The sequence below is a fragment of the Lachnospira hominis (ex Hitch et al. 2025) genome, assembly GCF_040096395.1.
Lineage (GTDB): Bacteria > Bacillota > Clostridia > Lachnospirales > Lachnospiraceae > Lachnospira > Lachnospira hominis.
Genome location: NZ_JBBMES010000001.1, coordinates 303,648 through 330,061 on the forward strand (window position 1 = coordinate 303,648; position 26,414 = coordinate 330,061).

Here is a 26,414-nt window from a genome sequence, read left to right on the forward strand (position 1 = left end):
ATATACCGGCAGGTATTAAGTATCGGAATGAGACAAGATTTGTTTTTGTAAACGGTGGCATATCCAGTTTGGATATGTCTTTTTTTATACAGACATCAGAGCGGATGTCAATGTATAGACTACATTTTCAATCTTGTGAATAAGGGTGGCACCACGTTAATTCGTCCCTGGCAGCTTTTATGGCTGTCAGGGACTTTTTATATGCAAAGGAGTTGGATTATGAAAAAAGTTTTAAGAGCATACAAAAAGACAGTCAGTATAGTAAATGAAACTGCTATCTGGATGTATGAAAATCTCGGAAGTGACAGAGTTGGTTTCCTTATGGAAAGTAATGAAAAAGAAAGTGGAAAATATACATTTATGGGTGTTGATCCGCAGGCACTTGTTCAGTCACAAAAAGATGGTCTTGTGATAACTGAAAACAATGGAAATGTAACAAAATTAAAAGGAAATCCACTTGTTTTATTAAAAGAATATTTCAGCTCTTTTGAAGTACATTCAGATGAAACACAGGATGAATTTAATGGTGGACTTGTTGGAAGTCTGGGATATGATTTTATAAGATATACAGAAAATCTTCCGGATGATAATGAAGATGAGATTGGAATTGAGACAATCCAGCTTATGCTTGCTCTTAAATTCATTGCCATAGACCATATGGCAGAGACGGTTACGGCGGTCGTTCTTGACGAAGATAACGAAGAGGGAAAGAAAAGAGCACTTGCTGAGGCAGAAAAGCTTATTGATGAAGCGAGAACTCCTGAAAATGAAAATAAAAAGAGCTGTGAAATAAAAAATCATCACGATGGAGTGATAATAAAAAAGTCGGATACGCTTGAACAGTATTCTGAAAAAGTAAATAAAATAAAAGAATATATTAAGGAAGGTCATATTTTCCAGACAGTATTGTCACAAAGATGGACAATACAGACTAAACAGACAGGATTTGATTTGTATAAACAATTAAGAGTTCTTAATCCGTCACCGTATCTTTATTATTATAATTTCGGAAAATTTGAGATAATCGGAAGTTCACCGGAAATGATTGTAAAACAGACAGGTAACAATGTTTATACATGTCCTATTGCAGGAACGAGAAAAAGAGGAAAAACTAAAGAAGAGGATGAAGCATTGGAGCGAGAACTCCTTTCTGATGAAAAGGAAAAGGCAGAACATGTAATGCTTGTTGACCTTGCAAGAAACGATTGCGGAAGGGTATCGCAGATTGGCAGTGTCAAAGTTACAGAATTTATGAGAGTCCAGAGGTATTCACATGTAATGCATATTGTTTCACTTGTTGAGGGAAAAAAACACGGTTCATGTCATCCGCTTGATATGGTTTCCTCATTTTTACCGGCAGGAACATTAAGTGGTGCACCGAAAATCCGTGCAATGGAAATTATAGATGAATTAGAGACAGTAAGAAGAGGTCTTTATGGCGGTGCAACAGGATATCTTGCATTTGACGGAAATATGAATTTCTGTATAACAATCAGAACAATGATTAAAAAAGGCGATAAGGTATATCTTCAGGCAGGAGCCGGAATAGTTGCCGATTCGGTACCGGAAAACGAATATCAGGAATGCTGCAACAAAGTAATGGCACTTGCAAAAACGCTTGTTGAGGAGGAAAATTTATGATTTTGCTGATTGATAACTATGATTCATTTACATACAATCTTTATCAGTATATAGGTACATTTAATGATGATATAAAAGTTGTAAGGAATGATAAAATTACAATAGAAGAAATTGAAAAAATGAATCCAGAAAGAATCGTCATCTCTCCAGGACCTAAGAGCCCAAAAGAAGCCGGAATATGTCTTGATGTAATAAAAAAATTCGCACCGGCGATTCCGATTCTTGGCATATGTCTCGGACATCAGTGTATAGGTGAGGCGTTTGGAGCAACAATCGACCATGCAAAAAAGATATTTCACGGCAAGCAGTCGCTTGTCACACATACGGGAACAAGCGTGTTTACAGGAATTGATTCGCCTGTAAAGGTGGCAAGATATCATTCACTTGCAATAATACCTGAGACAGTTCCTGACTGCCTTTCGGTTATCGCAAAGACAGATGACGGTGAGATAATGGCTGTGAGACATAAAGAGTATAAAACAGTAGGTCTTCAGTTCCATCCTGAATCAATATATACAGAGCATGGCAAACGAATGATAGAAAACTTTGTAAATGACAGAATTTAAGCGGGAGGAAATGAAATGATTCTTGATGATATAGTAGCTGCAAAAAAGAAAAGACTTGTCCGGCATAAAGAAAATGTAAGTGAACAGGATATGAAAAATCTCGCATTAAATGAAAAACGCGTCCCGATAAGTTTTTATAATGCTTTAAAAAAGCAGGGGCTTTCAATTATAGGCGAATTTAAAAAGGCATCGCCAAGCCACGGAAAAATGAATAATAAAATTGAACTTACGGACAGAATAGACCAATATAATAATGCGGTTGATGCGATATCATGTCTCACTGAAGAAGATTATTTTCTCGGAAATACTGATTATCTTAAACAGATAAGAAAGATTACGAATCTTCCTATTATACGAAAAGATTTTATAATTGATGAATATCAGGTGTATGAGGCAAAAGTGATAGGGGCAGATGCAATACTTCTTATTGCTGCAATACTTGACGATGAAAAGTTCAAAGAATTATATGACCTGGCATACAGCCTTTCACTTGACGTTCTGTGTGAAGTTCATAACGAAGAGGAAATGCAAAGAATGATTAATCTCGGAGTTAAAATAATAGGAATTAACAACCGCAATCTAAAGACATTTGAAGTATCTTTGGATACAACAAAAAAACTCGCTTCATTAGCACCTGAAGGAACGGTTCTTGTATCCGAGAGCGGCGTTTTAGATGATGATGACATAAAAGTTTTGAAGGCAAGCGGTGCCGATGCACTTCTTATAGGAACAGCATTTATGGAAAACGAAAATCCAAAAGGACTCGCGTTGGAATGGAAGGCAATTTATGACGGGAATTAAAATATGCGGAATAAAATATGATGAGGATATTGGGATAATCAATGAATTAAAACCTGATTATGCCGGAATGGTGCTTTTCTTTGAAAAGAGCAAAAGAAATATTGCAATAGACAGGGCAGCAGAAATGATAAAAAAGCTTGATAAAAATATTCAAAAAACTGCTGTTGTTGTTTCACCCGACATAAATCAGATTAAAGCAATAACGGATGTGGGATTTGATTACATACAGATACACAAAGATATGCCTGATGATATTCTTGAAAAAATAACAATTCCGGTAATAAGGGCTGTCAATATGCCTGATGAAATTAACGGTGCAGAAACAGAAAGTAATTTTAATGATGAAATTGAAAAACTGATTAAAAATGACAAAATATATGGCATTCTTTTTGATGCCGGGGTGCCTGGAAGCGGAAAAACTTTCCGATGGCACCGCATAAATGGCATAAAAGAAAAAATAAAATACAGCGGAAAAAAATTTTTTCTTGCAGGCGGGCTTAATCCCGATAATGTAAAAGAGGCGGTATTACAGGTTAATCCTGATGTTGTCGATGTAAGTTCGGGTGTCGAAAAAGATACAGGTGCAGGAAAAGACAGAGAAAAAACAGAAAAATTCATAAAAAATATAAGGAAAGAGCAGGAGAAAAATTATGGATAAAAAAGATAACAGATATTATGGAGAATTTGGTGGACAGTATGTTTCTGAATCACTTATGAATACGCTTGATGAGCTTGAAAAAGCATTTGATGAGGCGATTAAGGACCCTGAATTTATTAAACAGTATAATTATTATCTCAAAGAGTATGTTGGAAGAGAAACACCTCTTTATTATGCAGAACGTCTCAGCGAAAAATATGGCCCGAAAATTTATTTGAAGAGAGAAGACTTAAATCATACGGGAGCTCATAAAATTAATAATGTAATAGGACAGATTCTTCTTGCAAAAAGAATGGGAAAAACAAAGGTTATAGCCGAGACAGGTGCAGGACAGCACGGCGTTGCGACAGCTACAGGTGCAGCACTTTTTAATATGGAATGTACAGTTTTTATGGGGGCTGAAGATATTGAGAGACAGAAGTTAAATGTATTCAGAATGGAAATGCTCGGTGCAAAAGTACAGCCTGTCACAAGTGGAAGTTCAACATTAAAGGATGCCACTAATGAGGCGATAAGAACATGGGCAGAAAGAGCAGAAGATACATTTTATATAATCGGTTCTGCCGTAGGTCCTCATCCATATCCTAAGATGGTAAAAGAATTCCAGCGTGTTATTTCAAAGGAAGCAAGAAAGCAGATTCTTGAAAAAGAAGGAAGACTTCCGGATGTTGTAATGGCATGTGTCGGCGGCGGTTCAAATTCTATCGGAATGTTTGCTGATTTTATAGATGATAAAGATGTGAAGCTTGTCGGAGTTGAGGCTGGCGGACTTGGAATTGAGACAGGAAAACATGCAAGTGCAATGGCACTTGGAGAAGTAGGAATTCTTCATGGAATGAAGACATATCTTTTACAGGATAAAGACGGTAATATTGAACTTGCACATTCAATTTCAGCAGGTCTTGATTATCCCGGTGTCGGACCGGAACATGCTTATCTTCGTGACAGCGGACGTGCACAGTATGTTTCTGTTACAGATGATGAGGCAATGCAGGCACTTCTTGAACTTTGTAAGCTTGAAGGAATAATTCCGGCTATTGAGAGTTCACATGCACTCGCGTATGCTATTAAAGCAGCAAAGACAATGGAAAAGGATAAAATAATTGTTGTATGCCTTTCAGGCCGCGGCGATAAAGATGTCAATACAGTACAAAGATACCTTAACGGAGAGGAGACAAACAAATAATGAACAGAATAGAATCAAGAATGAATTATTTAAAAGAAAATAATAAAAAGGCATTTATCACATATACGACAGCCGGATTTCCGGATATGAAAAAAACTAAAGAAATTATACTTGCACAGGAAGAAGCTGGAATTGATGTAATAGAGCTTGGAATTCCTTTTTCAGATCCTGTAGCTGACGGACCTGTAATTCAGGATGCTTCTGTAAAGGCAATTAATGCCGGTGCAAATCTTGAAAAAGTATTTGTTCTAATGAAAGAATTAAGAGATGAAAAATGTGAAGTTCCAATTCTTTTTATGATGTATTATAATACAGCATATCATTACGGACTTGATGCTTTTGTTAAGAAATGTGCCGAGTGCGGAGTTGACGGCCTTATCATTCCTGACCTGCCTTATGAGGAGCAGGATGAAATTCTTGCAATTATAGATAAAACTGAAAATGCACCTGTATTTATTGAGCTTGTTTCACCTGTTTCAAGAGGCAGAATTGCTAAAATTGTAAAACGCTCAAGAGGTTTTGTTTACTGCGTATCACAGATGGGTGTAACCGGTGGTGATGCACATGATTTTCATAAAAATCTTCATGATTATCTTGCAGAAGTTAAAAGACAGAGTGATGTTCCTGTAATGATGGGATTCGGAATAAAGACAGCAGCAGATGTAAAACCATTTGAAGATGTTATAGATGGTGCAATTGTCGGAAGCCGTTTCATTAAATTGCTTGAGGAGAGTAATTTCTCAACTGAAGCAGTAAAAGATTATATTAAAAAATTTAAGGAAGAGATGTAATAATGGTGACATTACTTGCTAAAAATGCTGTCCAGATAAAATGTGGTTTTGAAAATGCTATTATGACGGGAAATTATGAATGTGCATATGCACTGGGGGTGCTTTGTGCAATAAGCGGTCAGCAGCAGTATGAAAATTACGGAAATATAATAGAATTAAAGAAAAAAGTTTTCGACAATATGGGACAGTTTTCATCCGATGATAAAAAAATAAAAAGAATGGTTGAAATGCTTGAAGGCTATGAACCATCTGAACAAATGGACAATCAGATGGAAGAATTATACAGCTGCGGATTTAAAGACAAAAATGTATAAAAATTAACAAAAAAAATTATAGATGTTGACTTTAAAAGTTTAATAGAGTATATTTTGTTCATGTATTAAAAAAATATTAATTTAGAAAGTATAAGGTGAATGTTAATCTATGATAGCAATGGTAGAAGTGGCAGACATCAATAATGCTTATGGTAATCCGGTAGCAGAATTGGTACAGACTGCCTGCAGGTTTGACAGCCATATTACAGTTTCAAATAATGGCAAGTATATTAATGCTAAGAGTCTTATGGGTATGATGGCGTTTGGCTTAAAGAAGGGCATGCAGGTGGAAATTTCAGCTGACGGTGCAGATGAGACACAGGCAGTTGAAACTATAAAAAATTTTTTAGCATGTAAATAATGCTGGATGAGGAGGTAATCATAATGGGTAGAAAAGCATCTTACAGAAGGAATAATGTAAAGGAAGCAGTTAATGATGAGACTGCTGTGAAGAATGTTGAAACAGTAAAAGAAAAAGTTGAAGCTGTAAAAGATAAGGCGGAAGCTGTTGTTGAGGCTGTAAAAGAAAATGTAAAAGCTGAAGCAGTAAAGGCAGAAGCTGCTGTTACAGCAAAAGCAGAGACAGTAAAGTCTGCTGAAAAGAAAGAAACAGTAGAAGCAGAAGCTGAACAGCCAAAGCCAAGAAGAGGCAGACCTAAGAAATCAGAGACTACTGCAAAAGAGACAGCAGCAAAGGCAAAAACTCCGGTCAAGAAATCAGCTGGCAGATCTAAAAAGAGCACTGAAGCAAAGAAAGAATTTGTTATTCAGTTTGAGGGTAAATCAGTTAATCAGGCAGCAATTATTAAGCGTGTAGAAGCTGATTTAAAGGCACAGAACGTAATAGCAAAAGATATTAAGCTGTATGTTAAGCCTGAAGATAATAAATGCTATTATGTAGCTGATGAAAAAATAACAGGTGATGTTGAACTTTTTTAATAATTAAATAAATATTACATAAAAGGCGGGAGACGTATTGCTGTATATTTTATTTATATGCATCAGTCGTATATCCCGTTTTTTTATGCTTTTTAAATATGTTTTTTTAATATGTTAAAAATTTTCTTTTGAAAATTAATTAATAAAAGTGTATAATATATTACGAGGTATGAAATGCACGGGGATTGATTTGTTTACTTGTCAGAAACGGAGGAATAAAAATGTTTGAAGTAAATGATAAGGTTGTGTATGGAATAGTTGGTGTTTGTGAAGTTGAAGATATTGCAGCACCTCCTATAAAGGGAATTGAAGGAGATTATTATTTTTTACAGCCGGTATATGATGATAAAGGAATAATTTATTCTCCTGTAAATAGTACAAAAGTACAGATAAGAAGTATTATTTCAAAAAATGAATGTGAGAAAATTATTGAGAAGGCAAAAAACTGTGTGAAAGATGAATTACTTAATGAGAAACTTTCTCCGGCAAAGTACGATGAAATTGTAAAATCACAGGATATAGAGCAGCTTATGCATCTTGTAAGACATTTATATAATATTAAAAATGAGCGTGCAAAAGATTTAAGAAAAATGAAATCGGCAGACAGCAGGACTTTATCGCTTGCAAGAAAATTATTATATGGAGAGATTGCGGCAGCATCAGGAAAGGAACTGACAGAAGTTACACATGAGATGGACGCATATTTAGGCATATAGAATTAATGAATATTATTTTTTTATATTACATATATTTGCAATAAGATATTCTTGTGGTGAGCATATGTTTTCCAGTTTTGAATTTGCAAAAAAAAGAATTATTGTCAGAATGATTATATTATTTTTTTTAATTATGGCTATTGGTGCATTTATTATTATTGGATTTTTAACGAAAACGGATAATGTCAATGAATTAAAAAAAACGGATGCTTCAGGCGGCAATGATTATATGTATGACAGAATAGTTGCTATTACATTTGATGACGGACCGTGCAGCAGGACAACAAACAGACTGTTAGATGGGCTTAAAGAGAGAAATGTAAAAGCAACTTTTTTTCTTGTGGGCGAGAATGCAGAATCAAATGAGAAAGTTGTAAAGAGGATGTATGAGGAAGGGCATCTGATTGGAAATCATACATACTCGCATATAAAACTCGATGAATGTAATATTTCAAGTGCAGTTGGTGAAATAAATAAAACAAATGAAATTATAAAAAGTATAACAGGTGAAGATGTGAAATATATTAGACCGCCATATGGTGCATATAGTGACAAACTTCTTTCACATGTTAATATGACTCCTGTGTTGTGGAGTATAGACCCTGATGACTGGGCAACGACAGATACTGCATATGTTGTAAAAAATGTTGTGTATAAAGTTAAAAATGGTGATATTATTCTTTTACACGATATATATGATTCATCTGTGGAGGCGGCACTTGAAATAATAGACCGGTTATCATCGAAAGGATTCGTATTTGTGACAGTTGACCAGCTTATGCTGGATTAATAGTGTAACTTTTTTTGAAAAATGGTTGCTTTTTTTATTTGGTTAGATTATTATTAACTTAATAATGAAAAAATAAATGCAGTGAAAAAGAGGAGTAAGTCATTACTGCCAGAAGAGAGAGCTGTCCACAGGCTGGAAGGCAGCTTTGGAAATGTGTGGCTGAATGTAGCTTTGGAGCAGTATAGCTGAACTTAGAGTAAGCTATAACGGAGTTATTCACGTTAAAGAATATTAATAAGGATTGTACGATTTCCGCTTGATAATCAAAGCGGATTACGGCAATTGAACAAAGGTGGTACCGCGATTATTCGCCCTTTGCAAGGCATAAGCCCTGCAAAGGGCTTTTTTGTGCATATGTCGCAATAATATTTATGCGGACAATGAGAAAAAGGAGAATTTTATGAGCAAGGAATTAGAAAAGAATTATAATCCGTCTGAGATTGAGGACAGATTATATCAGAAGTGGCTTGATAAGAAATATTTTCATGCAGAAGTAGACAGAAGCAAGAAACCATTTACTATCGTTATGCCACCACCAAATATTACAGGTAAACTTCATATGGGACATGCACTTGATAACACAATGCAGGATATTCTTATCAGATTTAAGAGAATGCAGGGCTATGAAGCACTCTGGGTGCCCGGAACTGACCACGCAAGCATTTCAACAGAGGTAAAAGTTACAAATGCACTCAAAGAAGAAGGCATTGATAAGCATGAACTCGGAAGAGAAGGTTTCTTAAAGAGAACATGGGAATGGAAGAAAGAGTATGGCGGAACAATTACAAGCCAGCTTAGAAAAATTGGTTCTTCATGTGACTGGGACAGAGAGAGATTTACAATGGACGAGGGCTGTTCAAAGGCTGTCCAGACTGTATTTATCAATCTTTATAATAAGGGACTTATCTACAAAGGTTCAAGAATTGTAAACTGGTGTCCTGTATGTAATACATCTATTTCTGATGCGGAAGTTGAACATGAGGAGCAGGCTGGACATTTCTGGCATATTAATTATCCGGTTGTCGGCGAGGAGGGAAGATTTGTTGAAATTGCAACAACAAGACCTGAGACACTTCTTGGTGACTCTGCACTTGCTGTAAATCCTAAGGATGACAGATATAAGGATTTAATTGGAAAACAGGTACAGTTACCTCTCACAGACAGAACTATTCCTGTTATTGCAGATGAATATGTTGATATGGAATTTGGTACAGGCGTTGTTAAGATTACTCCTGCACACGACCCTAACGATTTTGAAGTGGGAAAGAGACATAATCTTCCTGAAATTAATATTTTAAATGATGATGCTACAATTAATAATCTCGGTGGAAAATATGCCGGAATGGACAGATACGAAGCAAGAAAGGCTATGGTCGCAGATCTTGATGCACTTGGACTTCTTGTAAAAGTAGAAGACCACGTTCACAATGTTGGTACACATGACAGATGTAAGACAACAGTTGAACCTATGATTAAACAGCAGTGGTTTGTAAAGATGGATGAACTTATCAAACCGGCAGTTGAAGGTGTAAAAAATGGCGATATTGAGCTTATGCCGGCATCTATGGATAAGACATATTTTAACTGGACAGACAATATCCGCGACTGGTGTATTTCAAGACAGTTATGGTGGGGACACAGAATTCCTGCATATTATTGTAAGGACTGCGGTGAGATGACAGTATCAGCTGAGAAAGTATGTACATGTCCTAAGTGTGGAAGCACTAATGTTGAACAGGATCCCGATACACTTGATACATGGTTTTCATCAGCACTCTGGCCATTCTCAACACTCGGCTGGCCTGAAAAGACAGAAGAACTTGATTATTTCTATCCTACAGATGTACTTGTAACAGGTTATGATATTATTTTCTTCTGGGTAATCAGAATGATTTTCTCAGGATATGAGCATATGGGCAAGAAGCCTTTCGGCAAAGTATTATTCCATGGTCTTGTAAGAGATTCACAGGGACGCAAGATGAGTAAGTCATTAGGCAATGGTATTGATCCACTTGAAGTTATCGAAAAGTATGGTGCAGATGCGTTAAGATATACGCTTATAACAGGTAATGCACCGGGTAACGATATGCGTTTTTATTGGGAAAGAGTTGAGGCAAGCCGTAACTTTGCCAATAAAGTATGGAATGCTTCTAGATTCATTATGATGAATGACCCTGATAATAAGATTAAGACAACAGATGAACAGCCGGATAATCTTACTGCAGCCGATAAGTGGATTTTATCAAAGATGAATCATCTTATTGCAGAAGTTACTGAAAATATGGAAAAATATGAGCTTGGTATTGCTGTTGCAAAACTTAACGATTTCATATGGGAAGAATTCTGCGACTGGTATATTGAGATGGTTAAGCCTCGTCTTTACAATGATGAAGATACAACAAAAAATGCAGCAATATGGACATTAAAGACTGTACTTATTGATGCTTTAAAGCTTCTTCATCCTTATATGCCATTCATTACAGAAGAGATTTTCTGCAATATCCAGGATGATGAGGAATCAATCATGATTTCAAGCTGGCCTGTATATGATGAAAAGTTCAATTTCCCTGATGAGGAAGTTGCAATACAGACAATAAAGGAAGCGGTAAGAAATATCCGTAATGTTCGTGCACAGATGAATGTTGCACCTAGCAGAAAAGCTAAGGTTTATGTTGTGTCAGAAGATGCTTTAATAAGAGATATATTTGAAAACGGCAGCGTGTTCTTTGCAACACTTGCATATGCAAGTGAAGTTGCAGTACAGAGCGATAAATCAGGTATACCTGATGATGCTGTGTCAGCAGTAATTCCGGGAGCTGTTCTTTATATTCCGTTTGCAGAACTTGTTGATATTGACAAAGAAATCGAGCGTTTAAAGAAAGAAGAAGGCAGATTAAACGGAGAAATCAAGCGTTGCGAAGGTATGCTTGGCAATGAAAAGTTTATATCAAAAGCACCACAGGCAAAGATTGATGAAGAAAAGGCAAAGCTTGAGAAGTATCAGCAGATGCTTGCACAGGTAAGAGAACGTTTACAGGCACTTACAAAGTAATATATGTAAAACGGCAATTTCACAAAGTTTGTCTTGCACATGATAATGTGCGGAAATGGAGGTTATTATGTCAGATATGCGAAGGATGCATTCAATACCTAATGGTCGTTATTCAATGGAGATGAGAAGCGGAAAGCTTCTCGATGTTGATGAAGGATTTACACAGCTTCTCGGTTATACTGATGAAGATATAAAAAATGGACTTATATTCAAACAGCTTATGCCTGATGTAGAATATAATGAAATAATTGCAGATTTGCGTGCCAAGTTTATAGAGAGCCGTTTTGCATGTTATCAGCATGAAATGGTGACAAAAGACGGAAAGGTTCTTGAGGTTGTTTCTTTTGTAAATATTCAGAATAAACTTTTGGAAGGACATCGTGTATTAGAGGTTGGAATGGCTGATATTACAGGATATACAAAGCCTGTTAAATAGGTTTTTGAGGGACAATAATGGAAATACAGTATTCAGAAAAAGCAAAGTTTTTTAAGCCGAATATTTTTAATATTTTAAATGAGCGTAAAGCAAAGATAGCACAGAAGGGAGTTAAGGTGTACGATTTATTTGTCGGGACACCTGACTTTCCACCGGCAGAGCATGTTATGAAAGTAGTGCAGGAAGCTGCTTTGGATCCTGAAAATTATAAGTATTCGCTTACTGATACACAGGAGTTAAAAGATGCAGTTAAAAACTGGTATGACCGTCGTTATGACGTCACTCTTAATGATGATGAGATTATGTCAATAAACGGTTCGCAGGAAGGATTTGCACATGTTGCTATGACAGTATGTAATCCGGGGGATCTCGTTTTAGTACCTAATCCGGGATATCCGATTTTTGAGGTCGGACCGTATCTTAACGATGCTTCAATTGATTATTACGAGCTTGACCCGGATAATCATTATATGCCTATGCTTGATAAAATAAGCGAGGAAAAGGCACAGCGTGCAAAGATGATTGTCGTGTCATATCCGCTTAATCCTACATGTACATGTGCTGATAAAGCATTTTATGAAAAACTTGTAGAATTTGCAAAAAAATATAATATTCTTGTTGTGCATGATAATGCATATTCCGAGATTGAATATGATGGAAGAAGAGGATTTTCGTTCCTTTCAATTCCGGGAGCAAAAGATGTGGGAATTGAATTTAATTCACTTTCAAAGACATACAATCTTACAGGATTAAGAATTTCTTTTGCATTGGGAAATGCAGATGTTATAAAACATTTTAAGACAATACGTTCACAGTTTGATTATGGTACAAGTTATATAGTACAGAAAGCTGCAGTGGCTGCATTAAACGGTCCACAGGATGGAGTTGTCAAGCAGCAGGCACAGTATCAGTCAAGAAGAGATGCACTCTGTGACGGACTTAATGCAATTGGCTGGAAAGTTCCATATTCAGAAGGAACAATGTTTGTGTGGGCTCCGGTTCCAAAGCAGTTTAAGAATTCTGATGAATTCTGTATACAGATGCTTGAAAATACAGGTGTTGTATGTACACCGGGAAGTGCATTCGGAAGTCTGGGCGAGAATCATGTAAGATTTGCACTTGTTCTCAATGAAAATCTTATAAAAGAAGCAGTTGAAAAGATAAAAGAATGGTTTGAAAAAGAAAATATTGAATTATAAGTAAGAAATATTCGGAAAAACAATAATCAGCATTGACTTGACTGCATTACAGTGTTATAGTAATGCAGTCAGCTGATAAAACAATTGAATAGAAGAGTGAGTTTTATACTCCAACCTTCAGGGCAAAGTGAGACAGTAATGTCAATTCTTGACCGGCGGTGATGTATCTGTATGCAGCATGATAATAAGTCCGCGAGCCAAAAAGGCCGATTAAGTGAGAATCTTAAACCGACAGTATAGTCTGGATGAAAGAAGAAGGAGCGTTTAAAAATGACTAATTTATCAAAATTATTTGATTCGTTACAGAAAAACATCGTATTTGTACTAGTGTCGCTTGTACTTATGGCAGTAGTATATTTTATAGCTTTTGGATTTGAAAAGCTAATCGAAAAGAAGAACAATATTAAGTTCTCATCAGAAAAAACCAGAGTAAACAAGATGGTTATCATGGCAATGCTTGCCGCAATTTCAGTTATTTTAATGTATTTTGAATTTCCATTGACTTTTATAGCACCATCATTTTATGAGATTGACCTTAGTGAAGTGCCAGTTCTTATTGGTTCATTTTTATTAGGACCATGTGCGGGAGTTGTTATTGAAGCGGTAAAAGTCATTCTGAAAATATGTATAAAAGGAACTACAACGGCATTTGTCGGTGATTTTGCTAATTTTATTCTGGGATGTTTTTTTGCAGTTCCTGCTTCAGTTGTATATCATTTTCACAGAACAAAGAAAAGAGCGGTATTGGGACTTGTTGCTGGAAGCCTTACACTTATAGTTTCAGGCGTATTTTTGAATGCATTTTATCTGCTTCCAAAATATTCAGAACTTTATGGAATGCCAATAGAGGCTTTTATTGCAATGGGTAATAAAATAAATGCAAATATTAATAATGTATTTACATTTGTTGTTCTTGCCGTTGCACCATTTAATTTTGTAAAAGCACTGATATCAAGTGTCATTACTTTTGTTTTGTATAAGTATCTGAGCAGACATTTAAAAGTTTCAGCATGATATGATTAAAAATAGAAATAAAGTCCATACTAAAAATAGTTCGTAAAAAGGAGGACTTTATGAAAAAATGTAAAATAATTATCATGGCGGCTCTTGCAGTTTTTGCAGTGGCGGCACTTGCGGGATGCGGCAATGCTGATAATGAGGAAACAGGGAGTAATCCTGATTCGGATAATGGAGTTGTTGAGCAGATAGTTACAGATGCAGCAACAGGAGCGAAAGAAGTTATAACGGATGCGGCAACAGGAGCGAAAGAAATAATTACTGATGCTGCAAAAGGAATAGAAGATGGTTTTACTGACGCTGTAAATGGTTCAGAGGAGCCGGTTACAGACGATTATGAAGGAATGAACCATGAGCGTTGAAAATCAATAATTATATGCTTGTTTTATGGCAGTATATCTATGCTTTATTGCAGATATGCTGCCATTTATGTATGGTGAACATTTGTTGAAAATTAATAAAAAATGTTGCTTAAATTCTTGGGAAATTGTATAATAAAACACATGATTTTATGATGCGTGATAAGTTACGCGGAAATGGGGAGAAGTTGAAAGATGGATTTGTAAGAGTCGCTGCCTTGACACCCAAAATCAAAGTGGCAGACTGTGATTATAATACCGAACGTATAATTGAACTTATAAAAGAAGCATCGCAAAAAAAGGCTTCACTTGTCGTGTTCCCTGAGATGTGTATAACAGGATATACATGTGGAGATTTATTTTTGCAGGAGACACTTCTTGAGAGTGCAAAGAGAAGTCTCATAAAAATATGTAATGAATCTTTAAAATATAAGAATATGCTTATATTTGCCGGACTTCCATTTGAATATAATTCAAAGCTTTATAATGTTGCTGCAGCAATAAATAATGGCAGGATTCTTGGACTTGTACCGAAAAAATATCTTCCGAATTATGGTGAATTTTATGAGAGACGACAGTTTACTCCGGGATTTGACAAGTGTGTAAATGTTGAAATAAACGGAATGTATACGTTATTTGGCACCAATATTCTGTTCAGATGTGCTGGAATGGATGAATTTGTTGTCGGGGCAGAAATCTGTGAGGATTTATGGACACCTGACCCACCAAGCACGAAGCTGGCACTTCATGGTGCTACTGTGCTAGTAAACTGTTCTGCAAGCAATGAGACAATCGGAAAAAGACAGTACAGGACAGAACTTGTCAAAAACCAGTCTGCAAGGCTTGTCTCATGTTATGTATATTCAAGTGCAGGAGATGGAGAGTCAACACAGGATATAGTATTCGGCGGACATGATATTATATGTGAAAATGGTACAATACTCGGGATGTCAGAGCTTTTTTCCGGACAGCAGATATATGCAGATATTGATTTAAAAAAGATAAAAGCTGAAAGACGGAGAATGACAACATTTGTTCCGGCTGATGATATGTCAGAATGGAATGAGGTCGTATTTGAAGCTTATACAGCCAGTCAGATAAAGCTTGAAAGACATTTTGATAAGACACCATTTGTTCCTAAGAATAAAAAGGAACGTAATGAAAGATGTGAAGAGATATTAAATATTCAGACATTTGGTCTTAAAAAGAGACTTGAACATACTAAATGTAAGAGTGCAGTAGTCGGCATATCAGGCGGACTTGATTCAACGCTCGCACTTATAGTTACTGTAAGGGCGTTTGACGCATGTGGAATTGACAGAAGCAATATAACATGTGTTACTATGCCGTGTTTTGGCACAACTGACAGAACTTACAATAATGCGGTAAGCCTTACAAAAAAGCTTGGTGCAACGCTTAGGGAAATTTCTATAGAAAAGGCTGTGCGGCAGCATTTTGCTGATATTGGACATGATGAGAGTGTCCATGATGTCACATATGAAAACGGACAGGCAAGAGAACGTACACAGATTCTAATGGATATCGCAAACCAGACAAACGGTATGGTTATAGGTACTGGTGATATGTCAGAGCTTGCACTTGGCTGGGCGACGTACAATGGAGACCATATGTCAATGTATGGAGTCAATGCGTCAGTTCCAAAGACGCTTGTAAGACATCTGGTACGTTATTATGCAGATATCTGTGACGACAGTGAGCTAAAGGGTATTTTCCTTGATGTCCTTGATACTCCTGTGAGTCCTGAACTTCTGCCGCCTCAGGAAGATGGAACAATAGCACAGAAAACGGAGGATTTGGTTGGACCATATGAATTGCATGATTTCTTTATGTATCATATATTGAGGTTCGGTGTTAATCCTAAGAAGCTTTTCAGAATTGCCAGATGTGCATTTAAAGGTGAATTTGAAGATAAGGAAATATATAAGTGGCTTCGCACATTTGTATGGAGATTTTTTGCACAGCAGTTTAAGCGTTCATGTCTTCCTGACGGACCTAAAGTCGGAAGCGTTGCAGTTTCGCCAAGAGGCGATTTAAGAATGCCGAGTGATGCAAGTTCAGCCGTATGGATGAAAGAATTAGATGAAATAAAAGAGGAAAATGGATTTTAGGAGGATTAGTAATGGCTAAGGTTAAAGGAAACAAGGCAGTACTTAATAATACAGAGGAAAAGATTGTTACAAAGTATGATAAAAAGGTTCAGAAAAAACAGGAGCAGGAGAAAAGAGATGCAAAAGCTAAAAAGATAACATCGATTGCTGCAACTGTAATTCTTGTAATTATTGTCGCTGTGGCAGGAACAGCAGCATGGATGAATTATGATAAGATACATAATGAATATATTGATGTTGACGGCGATAAGATAAGTAAGATTGAATTTGATTTCTATTATTCAATGACAAAGCAGAATATTCTTAATCAGGAATTATTCAGCGGAATGACTTATGGAAGTTATTTTGCATCATATATGGGATATGATACATCAAAGAGTGATTCGTCACAGACTTACGGTGGCAACTCTGATTATACATGGTATGACTATTTTGCTAATGCAGCACTCTCAACAATAAAAGAAGATAAAGCACTTTTAAAGGATGCTGACAAGAATGGGTTTACATATAATGCAGATGATGACTATAATAATTTTATTGACAATCTCAAGTCATCTGCAGATTCAGCAGGTTCATCCGTAAAAGATTATTACAAGACTGTATTTGGCGAAAATGCAACAGAAAAGAATATAAAAGGTTATTTGTGCAGTTACCTTAAAGCAGCGTCATATCAGGGAGAAATTCAGACTAAGTTAAAACCTGATGATGCAGAGATTGCTTCTTATTATGAGGAACACAAAGATGATTATGATACTGTAAATTACAGAATATTTGATATAAAAGCAGAGACAGAAAATGATGATAATTCACTTGCTGATGCAAAAGCAAAGGCTGATGAAATGGCAGCAAAAGCTACCGATGAATCATTGTTTGCAGACCTTTGTATAGAATATGCAGGTGATAATGCGGATACATATAAGAGTGATTCTAATGCTTCATTAAAGACACTTGTTAAAAAATCTTCAGTTGACGGTGATGAGGCTGACTGGCTGTTTGACAGCACAAGAAAGACAGGGGATGTAACTGTTGTGTCTGACTCATCTGCAAGTAAATGCAGTGTTGTAATGTTTGTTTCAAGAAGCTACGATTCATCAAATGATTCAACAATTTCAAATGCTATTATAACAGAAAAGTATAATGAACTTATTGCTTCATATGCTGATAATATGAGCGTTAAGAATATTAAGAACAGAATAAAAATGTATGAAGACTAGATTTGATTTTGGCAGATTCAGATGTGCCATATTTGATTTGGATGGCACTCTTTTGAATTCCACGGACGTGTGGGCGAAGGTTGATGTTGATTTTCTTGGTAAAAGAAATATTGAAGTGCCTGAAGATTTTATAAGAAAAATAAAAACACATAATTTTGCAACAGGTTCAAAATATGTAATTGAAAGATTTAATCTTGACGAGAAACCGGAAGATATTGCAAAAGAGTGGTTTGATATGGCTGTACAGGCATATGCTGATGATATAGATTTAAAACCGGGAGCAGCTGATTTTCTTGAGAATCTCAGACAAAAGGGATATAAAATATGTATAGCAACAGCGTCTGACAGGGAATTGTATGAGGCATGCCTAAAAAGAAATAAGATATTTGATTATTTTGATAATTTTACGCAGAGCGATGAGGTTGAAAGAGGAAAAGGATTTCCTGATGTATATGAACTTGCCGCAAAAAAATGCGGATTTGGGGCGGATGAATGTGTTGTTTTTGAGGATGTATATGAAGCTGTATGCGGAGCAGTAAATGGGGATTTTTATACGGTTGCTGTAAAGGATGATGCATCGAATGGCGACATTGAAAAGATAAAAGAAAAATGTAATCTGTTTATAAATGATTATTATGATTTACTTTAAGATTAGGTAAAATTTATGCAGGACAGATTCATTGAAAGGGAAAGAATATGAATAAGAAATATATTTTATTTGATCTGGACGGAACACTTACCGATACAGCTGAAGGGATTACGAAATCTGTCCAATATGCATTGGAAGCACAGGGGATTAAAGAGGAAAATCTTGATAACCTTACGTGTTATATAGGACCGCCGCTTGATGAAAGTTTTCAGAAGTTTCATGGCATGACAAAAGAACAGGCTTGGGAAGCAGTGGAAAAATATAGGGAGAGATATAAAGATACCGGTATATATGAAACCAGTGTGATAGAAGGAATGATTTTTGTCCTTGAGACACTCAAAGCAGCGGGAAAGACGCTTGCACTTGCAACATGTAAGCCTGAACCGTTTGCATTAAAAATACTTGAACATTTTAATCTTTCAAAGTATTTTACGGTAGCCTGCGGAAGTAATCTTGATGGGACAAGAAAATACAAAAATGAAATTATTGAAGAGGTTTTTGCAAGACTTAACAGACTTGAAGGAAATGGGGAACTCACAGAGGCTGTTCTTGATGAAATGAAAGCTGATTCTATAATGGTAGGCGACAGAAAAGATGATATATATGGAGCACATAATGCGGATATAGAGGCAGTCGGAGTAAGATTCGGATATGCGGCAGACGGTGAGCTTGAGGAAGCCGGTGCAGATTATATCGTAAATACAGTGTTTGAACTTACAGCACTGCTTCTTATGGATGATGATTCGGTATTGTGTGATTAAGATATATATAATGTATTAGAAAAGAGGTAGAAGAGAATGGTAGCACAGATTTTGGCGGTGACTATCTTCGTTGCAATGTTTGTTCTCATTGTAATTGATAAGATAGAGCGTCAGTACATAACACTAGGATGCGGGGTTATTACACTTGTAGTTGTATTTGGCTTATGTATGCACAGTGTTACAGCAATCACGGATACTCTTAATATTCACAGCATTTTTACCGGAACATTCTGGTATACAGGCGGTGCGGCAGAAGAGTCATCAAGTGGTATTAACTGGGCGACAATTATATTTGTTGCCGGAATGATGGTAATGGTAGAAGGAATGGCAAGAGTCGGCTTTTTCAGATGGCTCTGCATGAGAATTGCCAAACTTGTACATTACAAGACAATGGCGATTTTTATGACATTTATGATTATGTCAGCTGTATTATCAATGTTTATCGACAGCATTACTGTTATTTTGTTCCTTGCAGCAGTTACAGTCGAGTTGTCACAGCTTTTAAAATTTAATCCTGTGCCGATGATTCTGTCGGAGATTTTTTGTGCAAATCTTGGCGGTTCGGCAACAATGTGCGGAGACCCGCCTAATATCATAATTGGAACATCACTTGGATATTCATTTGCTGATTTTATAACAAATACAGGTCTTATTGCACTTGTGGCACTCGTTGCCGTGCTTGTATATTTTTATTTTGTGTTTCATTCAGATCTTTCGGCTTCTAACGGAGAAAATGTTGATATTTCTTCACTTCCGGACCCGAAAGAGGCAATTAAGGATAAAAAAGGATTTGCAATAAGCTGTATTATATTTGCAACAGCAGTAGTTCTGCTTATAACACATGCCATGACAGGTCTTACGGTTGCATTTATCGGACTTTTTATTGCTCTTGTTACAATTATTACAGCACCTAAACATATACATGAGATAATAAGCAAAGTTGATTATAAGACATTATTGTTTTTTATTGGTTTGTTTGTAGTTGTAGGAGGACTCGAGCAGACAGGAATTCTTGAGATAGCTGCTAATTTCATTGGAAAGATAAGTGGTGGAAATGCAATGCTTATGGTGGCAATAATTATATGGCTTTCAGCATTTGCAAGTGCATTTGTCGATAACATTCCTTTTGCAGCAACTATGATTCCTATTATAAAAGCACTTGCCGCAACAGAAGGCGTGAGCCTTTCTACACTGGCATGGGCATTATCAATGGGAACTGATATAGGTGGAAGTGCAACACCGATTGGTGCTTCTGCTAACGTAGTAGGTACATCTGTAGCTGCCAAAGCAGGACATCCTATTGGCTGGGGTATGTATTGCAAGAAAGTAGTTCCGGCTACAATTCTTGTGCTTGTTATTTCCACAGTTGGTATATTTGTAAGATATTTTTAAAGGAGGAGCAGGTGTATGGGAAAACAGCTGATTATAGCGGTAAGCCGTGAATTTGGAAGCGGCGGACATGAGATTGCGGATATTCTTGCAAAAAAATTTAATATTCCGATTTATGACAACAATCTTTTAACTGAAATTGCAAACAGTAAAAATCTTGATGTTGATACTTTGGAAAAATATGATGAAAAGCCAAAGAATATATTCCTTTCAAGAAGTGTAAGGGGCTACAGTAATTCACTTTCGGAAGTGCTTGCACAGATGCAGTTTGATTATATAAGAGAACTTGCAAACAAAGGTGAGTCTTTTGTAATTGTCGGCAGATGTGCGGAGACAGTGTTAAAAAATCATCCGGCACTTGTCTCTATATTTGTACTGGCTGACAAAGAGAGCAAGATTACAAGAGTTTCAAAGCATAATGATATTTCAAGGTCAGAAGCTGAATCACTTATAAATATGCAGAATAAGAAAAGAAAGACTTATCATAACAGATATTGCGAAGATAAGTGGGGCGATTCAAGAAATTATGATGTCTGCGTAAACAGTGCAAAGCTCGGAATAGAGCGTACAGCAGATGTTCTTGAAGAATATATAAAAGAATTTGCACAATAAATAGTTATTTAAATATTTATTACACATCTGTCATGTGAAAAATGGCAGATGTGTTTTTTTATGCCCTTGTTTTGACAGTTAAATACGCAGAATGTCAATTTGGAAAAATAAGAGTTCAATATTTGACAGATGTGTTGTATATTAATAATGCAAAAGAAATAATTAATATCATGAAACGGAGAAAGTAAGTGGAGAAACAGTTTATAGCTGTTATTATTATATTTATACTAATTGCTGTTACAGTTGTAATTTTCCTTGTAAAAGCTCTTCTTAAAAATATGGAAAAGTACAGGGCAGCGTTAGAGACAGTTAATAATCTAGAGCAGCTTAATGCACGCATGAGAAGCCAGAGACATGATTACATAAATCAGATGCAGGTTATATATGGACTTCTCGAACTTGAAGAGTATGATGAGGCACTCGATTATCTGAAACCGATTTTTACGGATATGATGAAAGTCGGTAAGGCATTAAAGACAAAGATTCCTGCTGTCAATGCACTTCTTATGGCAAAGATGCAGACGGCTGAAAAACAGAACATTGACATGTATGTTGAAGTTAAGTCCAACCTTGAAAATATAGGAGTTGAGGGCTGGGAATTGTGCAAAGTGATGTCTAACATAATTGATAATTCTATAGCTGCTTCGTTGCAGAGTGAGTATGAAAGCCGAAAGGTATATATAGAAATCAGTGAGTCAATTGATTCGTATATTATAAGAATAGGAAATAATGGTCCGGTTCTTACAGCTGATGATAAGAAAATTATATTTAAGTCAGGATATTCAACAAAGAAAGAACCGGGACACGGTGAGGGGCTTGCAATTGTAATGAATATATTAAAAAAATACAATGCAAAAATAAAAGTCGACTCATCAGATAAAGAAACTTTTTTTGAAATAGAATTTGTTAAAAAAGGAGATGGATTATTATGAACACAATGGAAGTTATTGGAATTATATTAATTATTGCCGGAATTATTCTTGCATCTGTCGAGATGTATATTCCGGGATTCGGAGTACCGGGAATATCAGCTGCAATATGTCTGGTGTCAGGTGTGCTTCTCACAGCAAAGAATGTTATGCAGGGAATTATAATTGTTATCGGAATTTTATGTATTCTTCTTGTTATATTTGTGATTATGTATTTTCTTATATTCAAGGCAAAAGTAAAATCGCCGATAGTTCTTGATAATGCGATAGACAGTAATGCCGGATATCTGGGGGAAGATGACCTCAGATACCTTCTTGGAAAAGAAGGCGTGGCAGTTACAGATTTAAGACCTGCCGGAAAAGGTAATTTCGAGGGTGTCGAATTTGATGTTAATTCTTCAGGACAGTTTATCCAGAAGGGTGCTAAAATAGTTATTTTTAGTATAAAAGATTCAAGACTTACTGTGAAAGAAGTGTAAGAGAGGCGGGAAAACTTTTATGAAAGTTATGATAGTTGAAGATGAAGAGGGCATAAGAAAACTTCTTGTAAAGATTGTTTCAAAAAATGAATCATTTCAGGTTGTTGCAGAATGTGCAGGTTTTCATGATGCTATAAAGATGTATTCTGAATGTCAGCCGGATATTATATTTATGGATATTGAGATAAAAGAAAATGAAGCAGATGAAAATGCAAGCGACAGGGTAAATGGTGTTGAGTGTGCAAGAATTCTAAGCAATATTAATCCTGATTTAAAAATTATATTTGTGACGGCACACAGTGAATATATGTCAAATGCTTTTGATATATATGCTTATGATTATATAGTAAAACCTTTTGATATACAGCGTGTTGAACGTACATTAAGAAGGATTGCCGCTTCTGGGGAAAATGTAACCAGTAGTGACAACACCGGTAAGGTAAAATCCTCGCCAGGCAGAAAAATGATGATACGTGGCAGGGAGAGTACGAATTTTATAGATATAGATGAGATTGTAATGGTTGAAAGACAGGGCAAATCTACAATAATACATACAATCCGGGATGAATATAATACGTCAATGGGGCTTGGCGATATTGAGGAAAAGCTGACTGACAGTAAGTTTATAAGAAGTCATAAATCTTTTATAATTAATATGGATTATGTGAGCAGAATAGAACCATATGGACGCTGGACATACATTGTCAAGTTTAACGGAAAAGATTATGACGCACTTATTACATCGTCAAAGTATGACGAGATAAAGAAAATCTATGGGTAAGAAAGTATAGTGCAATGTACATTACGAAAAAATTAAACGGACAGGAGGAATTTTATGAATAATGTTTTTTGGCGTGACAGGATGGAAAGAAATAATTCCGATTTTGAGGGAAGCGGAATCGGAGAAGGCAGATTCGATGAATATGAGGAAGAAAAGGCAAAATTTTCTGATGCAATACTTCCATTTATAATTCTTACATTTATGATTATCGGACTTGCAGGAATTATTTATCTTCATATTACGGAAATTAGAAAAATATCCGGTGCGACGGCAGTTGAGATTGAATATGACGGAAAACAGCAGTTTGTTACATGGAAAGCACCGGATGGAAGAACATATTCTTACAATGCTTCGTATGCACCTGAAAAAAGCAATTCAGTGACGCTTTATTATAAAGGAACTGACTATAGAAATGGAATTATAAAAACCGACGTTGCGTCGTGGATAAAGTTCTATGCAGCTTTTACGGTTATCATCGGCGGTTTGATTTTTTGGATTTATAAGATTTTTCATAAGAAAAAACATGTTATATCAAAATAATGCTGTGCCAATATAATAATATCTGTTGGTTAAAGGCTCTGAGACATCACATTTGTGTGTTTCGGAGTCTTTTTTGTTACGGCTGTGTAAGGTTACGCTGTTGCAACGGTAGGAAGATGTCAGCGATGACACGGCAATAATTCCGCTGTGGTGCACTAATCGCAGTTTTATAAAAAATTTTGAATTTAAGTATTGAATTTGGCAAAGAATCATAATATAATGTTTCAAGAATTCCTAGTAAGCCAATCGGAATTCTGAAAAATAACAAGATTGTGAAAGGATGAAAAATGATGAGCAATAATTTGTTGGAAGTAAAAGACTTGTCAGTAAATGTTGAAGAACAGCAGATTCTTCGTGGTATAAATTTGAATATTGGTAAAGGGGAGACTCATGTGCTTATGGGACCTAACGGTGCAGGTAAATCTACACTCGGATACACTATAATGGGTAATCCTAAGTACAGCGTCACAGGCGGCGAGATTATATTTAACGGAAAGAATATAGTTGATGAAGAGGTTAATGTAAGAGCAAAAGACGGAATATTCTTATCATTCCAGAATCCTATCGAAATACCGGGAATTTCACTCAGCAATTTTATAAGAAGTGCATTGGAGCAGAGAAATGGTAAGAGAATCCGTCTCTGGGAATTCAAGAAAGAATTAAAAAAGGCAATGGAAGTTCTTGATATGGATGAGTCATATGCGGAAAGAGACCTTAATGTGGGATTTTCAGGTGGTGAGAAAAAGAAGGCAGAGATTTTACAGCTTCTTATGTTAAAGCCGTCTCTTGCTATTCTTGACGAGACAGATTCTGGCCTTGATGTAGATGCGGTGCGTACAGTATCTAAGGGTGTCTGTGAATATCAGAAGGACAAGGAGGGTTCTCTTCTTATTATCACACATAATACTAAGATACTTGAATCACTCCACGTTGATTACACACATGTTCTTGTGGATGGTAAGATTGTTACAACAGGCGGAGCAGGACTTGTTGAAGAGATTAACAATAACGGATTTGACAGATTTGTGAAGGGAGAGTAATTACCCATGAGAGAAAAGACGAACGTCAATGATGTAGACAGAAGTATGTATGACTTCCGAAATGAAGAAAAAGATGTATACAGAGTAAAAGAAGGACTTACACCAGCGATTGTAGAAAAGATTTCATCTGAGAAACATGACCCTGTGTGGATGCAGAATTTCAGACTTGAGTCACTTCAGATTTACAATGAGATGAAAGTTCCTGACTGGGGTCCGTCAATTGAGGAACTCAATATGGACGATATTGTAACTTATGTCCGTCCAAATACTAAAATGAGTGCAAAGTGGTCTGATGTTCCGGAAGATATTAAGGATACATTTGAAAAACTTGGTATTCCTCAGGCAGAAAGAAAATCACTTGCCGGGGTTGGTGCACAGTATGACTCAGAACTTGTATACCACAATGTCCGTGAAGAAGTTGCAGCACAGGGGGTTGTATACACAGATATGGAAAGTGCATTGACAGGTGAGTATGCAGATATGGTTAAAAAGCATTTTATGAAGCTTGTAACACCTAGAGACCATAAATTTGCCGCACTTCACGGAGCTGTATGGTCAGGCGGTTCATTTGTATATGTACCACCCGGAGTTTCAGTTGAGATTCCGTTACAGTCGTATTTCAGACTTAATGCACCGGGTGCAGGACAGTTTGAACATACGCTTATTATTGTAGATGAGGGTGCATATCTTCACTTTATTGAAGGATGTTCAGCACCAAAATATAATGTTGCCAATCTTCATGCCGGTTGCGTTGAATTATTTGTTGGTAAGAATGCGAAACTCAGATATTCAACTATAGAGAACTGGTCAAAGAATATGTATAACCTTAATACAAAGCGTGCATTAGTAGAAGAAGGCGGTACTATTGAGTGGGTATCAGGTTCATTTGGCTCACATGTTTCATACCTTTATCCTATGAGTGTATTAAACGGAGAAGGTGCGAGAGCAGAATTTACAGGAATAACATTTGCTGGAAAAGGACAGAATCTTGATACAGGTACAAAAGTTGTCCACAATGCACCTAAGACGACATCATATGTCAATACAAAGTCAATTTCAAAAGATGGTGGCATAAGTACATTCAGAAGCTCTGTTGTTGTAAAACCACAGGCAAAGCAAAGCAAGTCTGCAGTATCATGCCAGTCACTTATGCTTGATGATATTTCCCGCTCAGATACAATTCCGGCAATGGATATAAGAACAAAGGATGCTGATGTCGGACATGAAGCAAGAATTGGAAGAATCAGCGATGAGGCTGTATTCTATCTTATGTCGAGAGGTATTTCCGAGGAAGAGGCAAGAGCAATGATTGTAAGTGGTTTTGCCGATAATGTATCAAAAGAACTTCCTCTTGAATATGCAGTTGAAATGAATAATCTTATCCGCCTTGAAATGAAGGGCAGCATAGGTTAATGATGCAGAAATG

At 36.3% G+C, this 26,414-nt stretch carries 28 protein-coding genes, 1 riboswitch and 2 other annotated features (1 of these 31 only partly in view); all 28 genes read left to right on the plus strand.

Annotated features, from left to right (window positions below; translation table 11 throughout):
- Positions 1–172, plus strand: a binding site (T-box leader); it begins 161 nt to the left of the window's first position.
- Between the two features lie 47 nt (positions 173–219).
- The 28 genes from trpE (at position 220) to sufB (ending at position 26,401) form a co-directional block, all read left to right on the plus strand.
- Complete coding sequence (gene trpE, locus WMO38_RS01370) at positions 220–1,641, plus strand: anthranilate synthase component I (protein WP_349161105.1); 1,422 nt, start codon at positions 220–222, stop codon at positions 1,639–1,641.
- Positions 1,638–2,207 (plus strand): anthranilate synthase component II, encoded by a 570-nt coding sequence (locus WMO38_RS01375; RefSeq protein WP_021865424.1) that lies wholly within the window; start codon positions 1,638–1,640, stop codon positions 2,205–2,207. The genes trpE and WMO38_RS01375 overlap by 4 nt, the downstream gene beginning before the upstream one ends.
- 15 nt (positions 2,208–2,222) lie before the next feature.
- Positions 2,223–3,008 (plus strand): indole-3-glycerol phosphate synthase TrpC, encoded by a 786-nt coding sequence (gene trpC / locus WMO38_RS01380; RefSeq protein ID WP_349161107.1) that lies wholly within the window; start codon positions 2,223–2,225, stop codon positions 3,006–3,008.
- Positions 2,995–3,666, plus strand: a complete 672-nt coding sequence (locus WMO38_RS01385; RefSeq protein WP_349161109.1) for a phosphoribosylanthranilate isomerase — start codon at positions 2,995–2,997, stop codon at positions 3,664–3,666. Before trpC ends, WMO38_RS01385 begins: the two co-directional genes overlap by 14 nt.
- The gene (trpB, locus tag WMO38_RS01390) at positions 3,659–4,852 is read left to right on the plus strand and encodes a tryptophan synthase subunit beta (RefSeq protein WP_021865421.1); all 1,194 of its coding nucleotides are present in this window, start codon (positions 3,659–3,661) and stop codon (positions 4,850–4,852) included. Before WMO38_RS01385 ends, trpB begins: the two co-directional genes overlap by 8 nt.
- Positions 4,852–5,643, plus strand: a complete 792-nt coding sequence (gene trpA, locus WMO38_RS01395) for a tryptophan synthase subunit alpha (protein WP_349161111.1) — start codon at positions 4,852–4,854, stop codon at positions 5,641–5,643. The genes trpB and trpA overlap by 1 nt, the downstream gene beginning before the upstream one ends.
- 2 nt (positions 5,644–5,645) lie before the next feature.
- The gene (locus WMO38_RS01400; protein ID WP_021865419.1) at positions 5,646–5,957 is read left to right on the plus strand and encodes a DUF3837 domain-containing protein; all 312 of its coding nucleotides are present in this window, start codon (positions 5,646–5,648) and stop codon (positions 5,955–5,957) included.
- A gap of 109 nt (positions 5,958–6,066) precedes the next feature.
- Positions 6,067–6,318, plus strand: a complete 252-nt coding sequence (locus tag WMO38_RS01405) for an HPr family phosphocarrier protein (RefSeq protein WP_349161114.1) — start codon at positions 6,067–6,069, stop codon at positions 6,316–6,318.
- 23 nt (positions 6,319–6,341) lie between these two features.
- Positions 6,342–6,896: a DUF6465 family protein gene (locus tag WMO38_RS01410; protein ID WP_349161116.1), complete on the plus strand. Its 555-nt coding sequence runs from the start codon at positions 6,342–6,344 to the stop codon at positions 6,894–6,896.
- Positions 6,897–7,117: 221 nt separating this feature from the next.
- Positions 7,118–7,612: a CarD family transcriptional regulator gene (locus WMO38_RS01415; protein ID WP_021865416.1), complete on the plus strand. Its 495-nt coding sequence runs from the start codon at positions 7,118–7,120 to the stop codon at positions 7,610–7,612.
- Between the two features lie 64 nt (positions 7,613–7,676).
- Positions 7,677–8,402: a polysaccharide deacetylase family protein gene (locus WMO38_RS01420; protein ID WP_349161118.1), complete on the plus strand. Its 726-nt coding sequence runs from the start codon at positions 7,677–7,679 to the stop codon at positions 8,400–8,402.
- Between the two features lie 72 nt (positions 8,403–8,474).
- Positions 8,475–8,721 (plus strand) — a binding site (T-box leader).
- 81 nt (positions 8,722–8,802) lie between these two features.
- Positions 8,803–11,454 carry a valine--tRNA ligase gene (locus WMO38_RS01425; RefSeq protein WP_349161120.1) on the plus strand — a complete coding sequence of 884 codons (2,652 nt, stop codon included), beginning with the start codon at positions 8,803–8,805 and terminating at the stop codon, positions 11,452–11,454.
- Positions 11,455–11,521: 67 nt separating this feature from the next.
- The gene (locus WMO38_RS01430; protein WP_349161122.1) at positions 11,522–11,890 is read left to right on the plus strand and encodes a PAS domain S-box protein; all 369 of its coding nucleotides are present in this window, start codon (positions 11,522–11,524) and stop codon (positions 11,888–11,890) included.
- Between the two features lie 17 nt (positions 11,891–11,907).
- A complete protein-coding gene (locus WMO38_RS01435; protein WP_349161124.1) occupies positions 11,908–13,089 on the plus strand; it encodes a pyridoxal phosphate-dependent aminotransferase in 1,182 nt (393 codons plus the stop codon).
- A 109-nt stretch (positions 13,090–13,198) separates the two neighbouring features.
- Positions 13,199–13,350, plus strand: a riboswitch (FMN riboswitch).
- 9 nt (positions 13,351–13,359) lie between these two features.
- Entirely contained in the window at positions 13,360–14,103 is a 744-nt protein-coding gene (locus WMO38_RS01440) for an ECF transporter S component (RefSeq protein WP_349161126.1), read from the plus strand.
- Between the two features lie 59 nt (positions 14,104–14,162).
- Complete coding sequence (locus tag WMO38_RS01445) at positions 14,163–14,468, plus strand: hypothetical protein (RefSeq protein ID WP_021865410.1); 306 nt, start codon at positions 14,163–14,165, stop codon at positions 14,466–14,468.
- A gap of 152 nt (positions 14,469–14,620) precedes the next feature.
- The gene (locus WMO38_RS01450; RefSeq protein ID WP_349161192.1) at positions 14,621–16,594 is read left to right on the plus strand and encodes an NAD(+) synthase; all 1,974 of its coding nucleotides are present in this window, start codon (positions 14,621–14,623) and stop codon (positions 16,592–16,594) included.
- An 11-nt stretch (positions 16,595–16,605) separates the two neighbouring features.
- Positions 16,606–17,808, plus strand: a complete 1,203-nt coding sequence (locus WMO38_RS01455; protein WP_349161128.1) for a peptidylprolyl isomerase — start codon at positions 16,606–16,608, stop codon at positions 17,806–17,808.
- On the plus strand, positions 17,798–18,457 hold the full coding sequence (locus tag WMO38_RS01460; protein ID WP_349161130.1) for an HAD family hydrolase: 660 nt from the start codon (positions 17,798–17,800) through the stop codon (positions 18,455–18,457). Before WMO38_RS01455 ends, WMO38_RS01460 begins: the two co-directional genes overlap by 11 nt.
- Before the next feature lie 47 nt (positions 18,458–18,504).
- Positions 18,505–19,218 carry an HAD hydrolase-like protein gene (locus WMO38_RS01465; protein WP_349161132.1) on the plus strand — a complete coding sequence of 238 codons (714 nt, stop codon included), beginning with the start codon at positions 18,505–18,507 and terminating at the stop codon, positions 19,216–19,218.
- A gap of 36 nt (positions 19,219–19,254) precedes the next feature.
- Positions 19,255–20,610: an ArsB/NhaD family transporter gene (locus tag WMO38_RS01470; RefSeq protein WP_349161134.1), complete on the plus strand. Its 1,356-nt coding sequence runs from the start codon at positions 19,255–19,257 to the stop codon at positions 20,608–20,610.
- A 15-nt stretch (positions 20,611–20,625) separates the two neighbouring features.
- Positions 20,626–21,219 (plus strand): cytidylate kinase-like family protein, encoded by a 594-nt coding sequence (locus WMO38_RS01475; protein ID WP_349161136.1) that lies wholly within the window; start codon positions 20,626–20,628, stop codon positions 21,217–21,219.
- Between the two features lie 188 nt (positions 21,220–21,407).
- Positions 21,408–22,151, plus strand: coding sequence for a sensor histidine kinase (locus WMO38_RS01480; protein ID WP_021865403.1), 744 nt, complete (start codon positions 21,408–21,410; stop codon positions 22,149–22,151).
- Positions 22,148–22,627, plus strand: a complete 480-nt coding sequence (locus WMO38_RS01485) for an NfeD family protein (protein ID WP_349161138.1) — start codon at positions 22,148–22,150, stop codon at positions 22,625–22,627. Before WMO38_RS01480 ends, WMO38_RS01485 begins: the two co-directional genes overlap by 4 nt.
- 19 nt (positions 22,628–22,646) lie before the next feature.
- The gene (locus WMO38_RS01490; RefSeq protein WP_021865401.1) at positions 22,647–23,408 is read left to right on the plus strand and encodes a LytR/AlgR family response regulator transcription factor; all 762 of its coding nucleotides are present in this window, start codon (positions 22,647–22,649) and stop codon (positions 23,406–23,408) included.
- A 54-nt stretch (positions 23,409–23,462) separates the two neighbouring features.
- On the plus strand, positions 23,463–23,948 hold the full coding sequence (locus WMO38_RS01495) for a hypothetical protein (protein WP_349161140.1): 486 nt from the start codon (positions 23,463–23,465) through the stop codon (positions 23,946–23,948).
- 287 nt (positions 23,949–24,235) lie between these two features.
- Complete coding sequence (gene sufC, locus WMO38_RS01500; RefSeq protein ID WP_435390967.1) at positions 24,236–24,988, plus strand: Fe-S cluster assembly ATPase SufC; 753 nt, start codon at positions 24,236–24,238, stop codon at positions 24,986–24,988.
- A gap of 6 nt (positions 24,989–24,994) precedes the next feature.
- Positions 24,995–26,401 (plus strand): Fe-S cluster assembly protein SufB, encoded by a 1,407-nt coding sequence (sufB, locus tag WMO38_RS01505; protein WP_349161141.1) that lies wholly within the window; start codon positions 24,995–24,997, stop codon positions 26,399–26,401.
- Positions 26,402–26,414 lie beyond the last annotated feature (13 nt).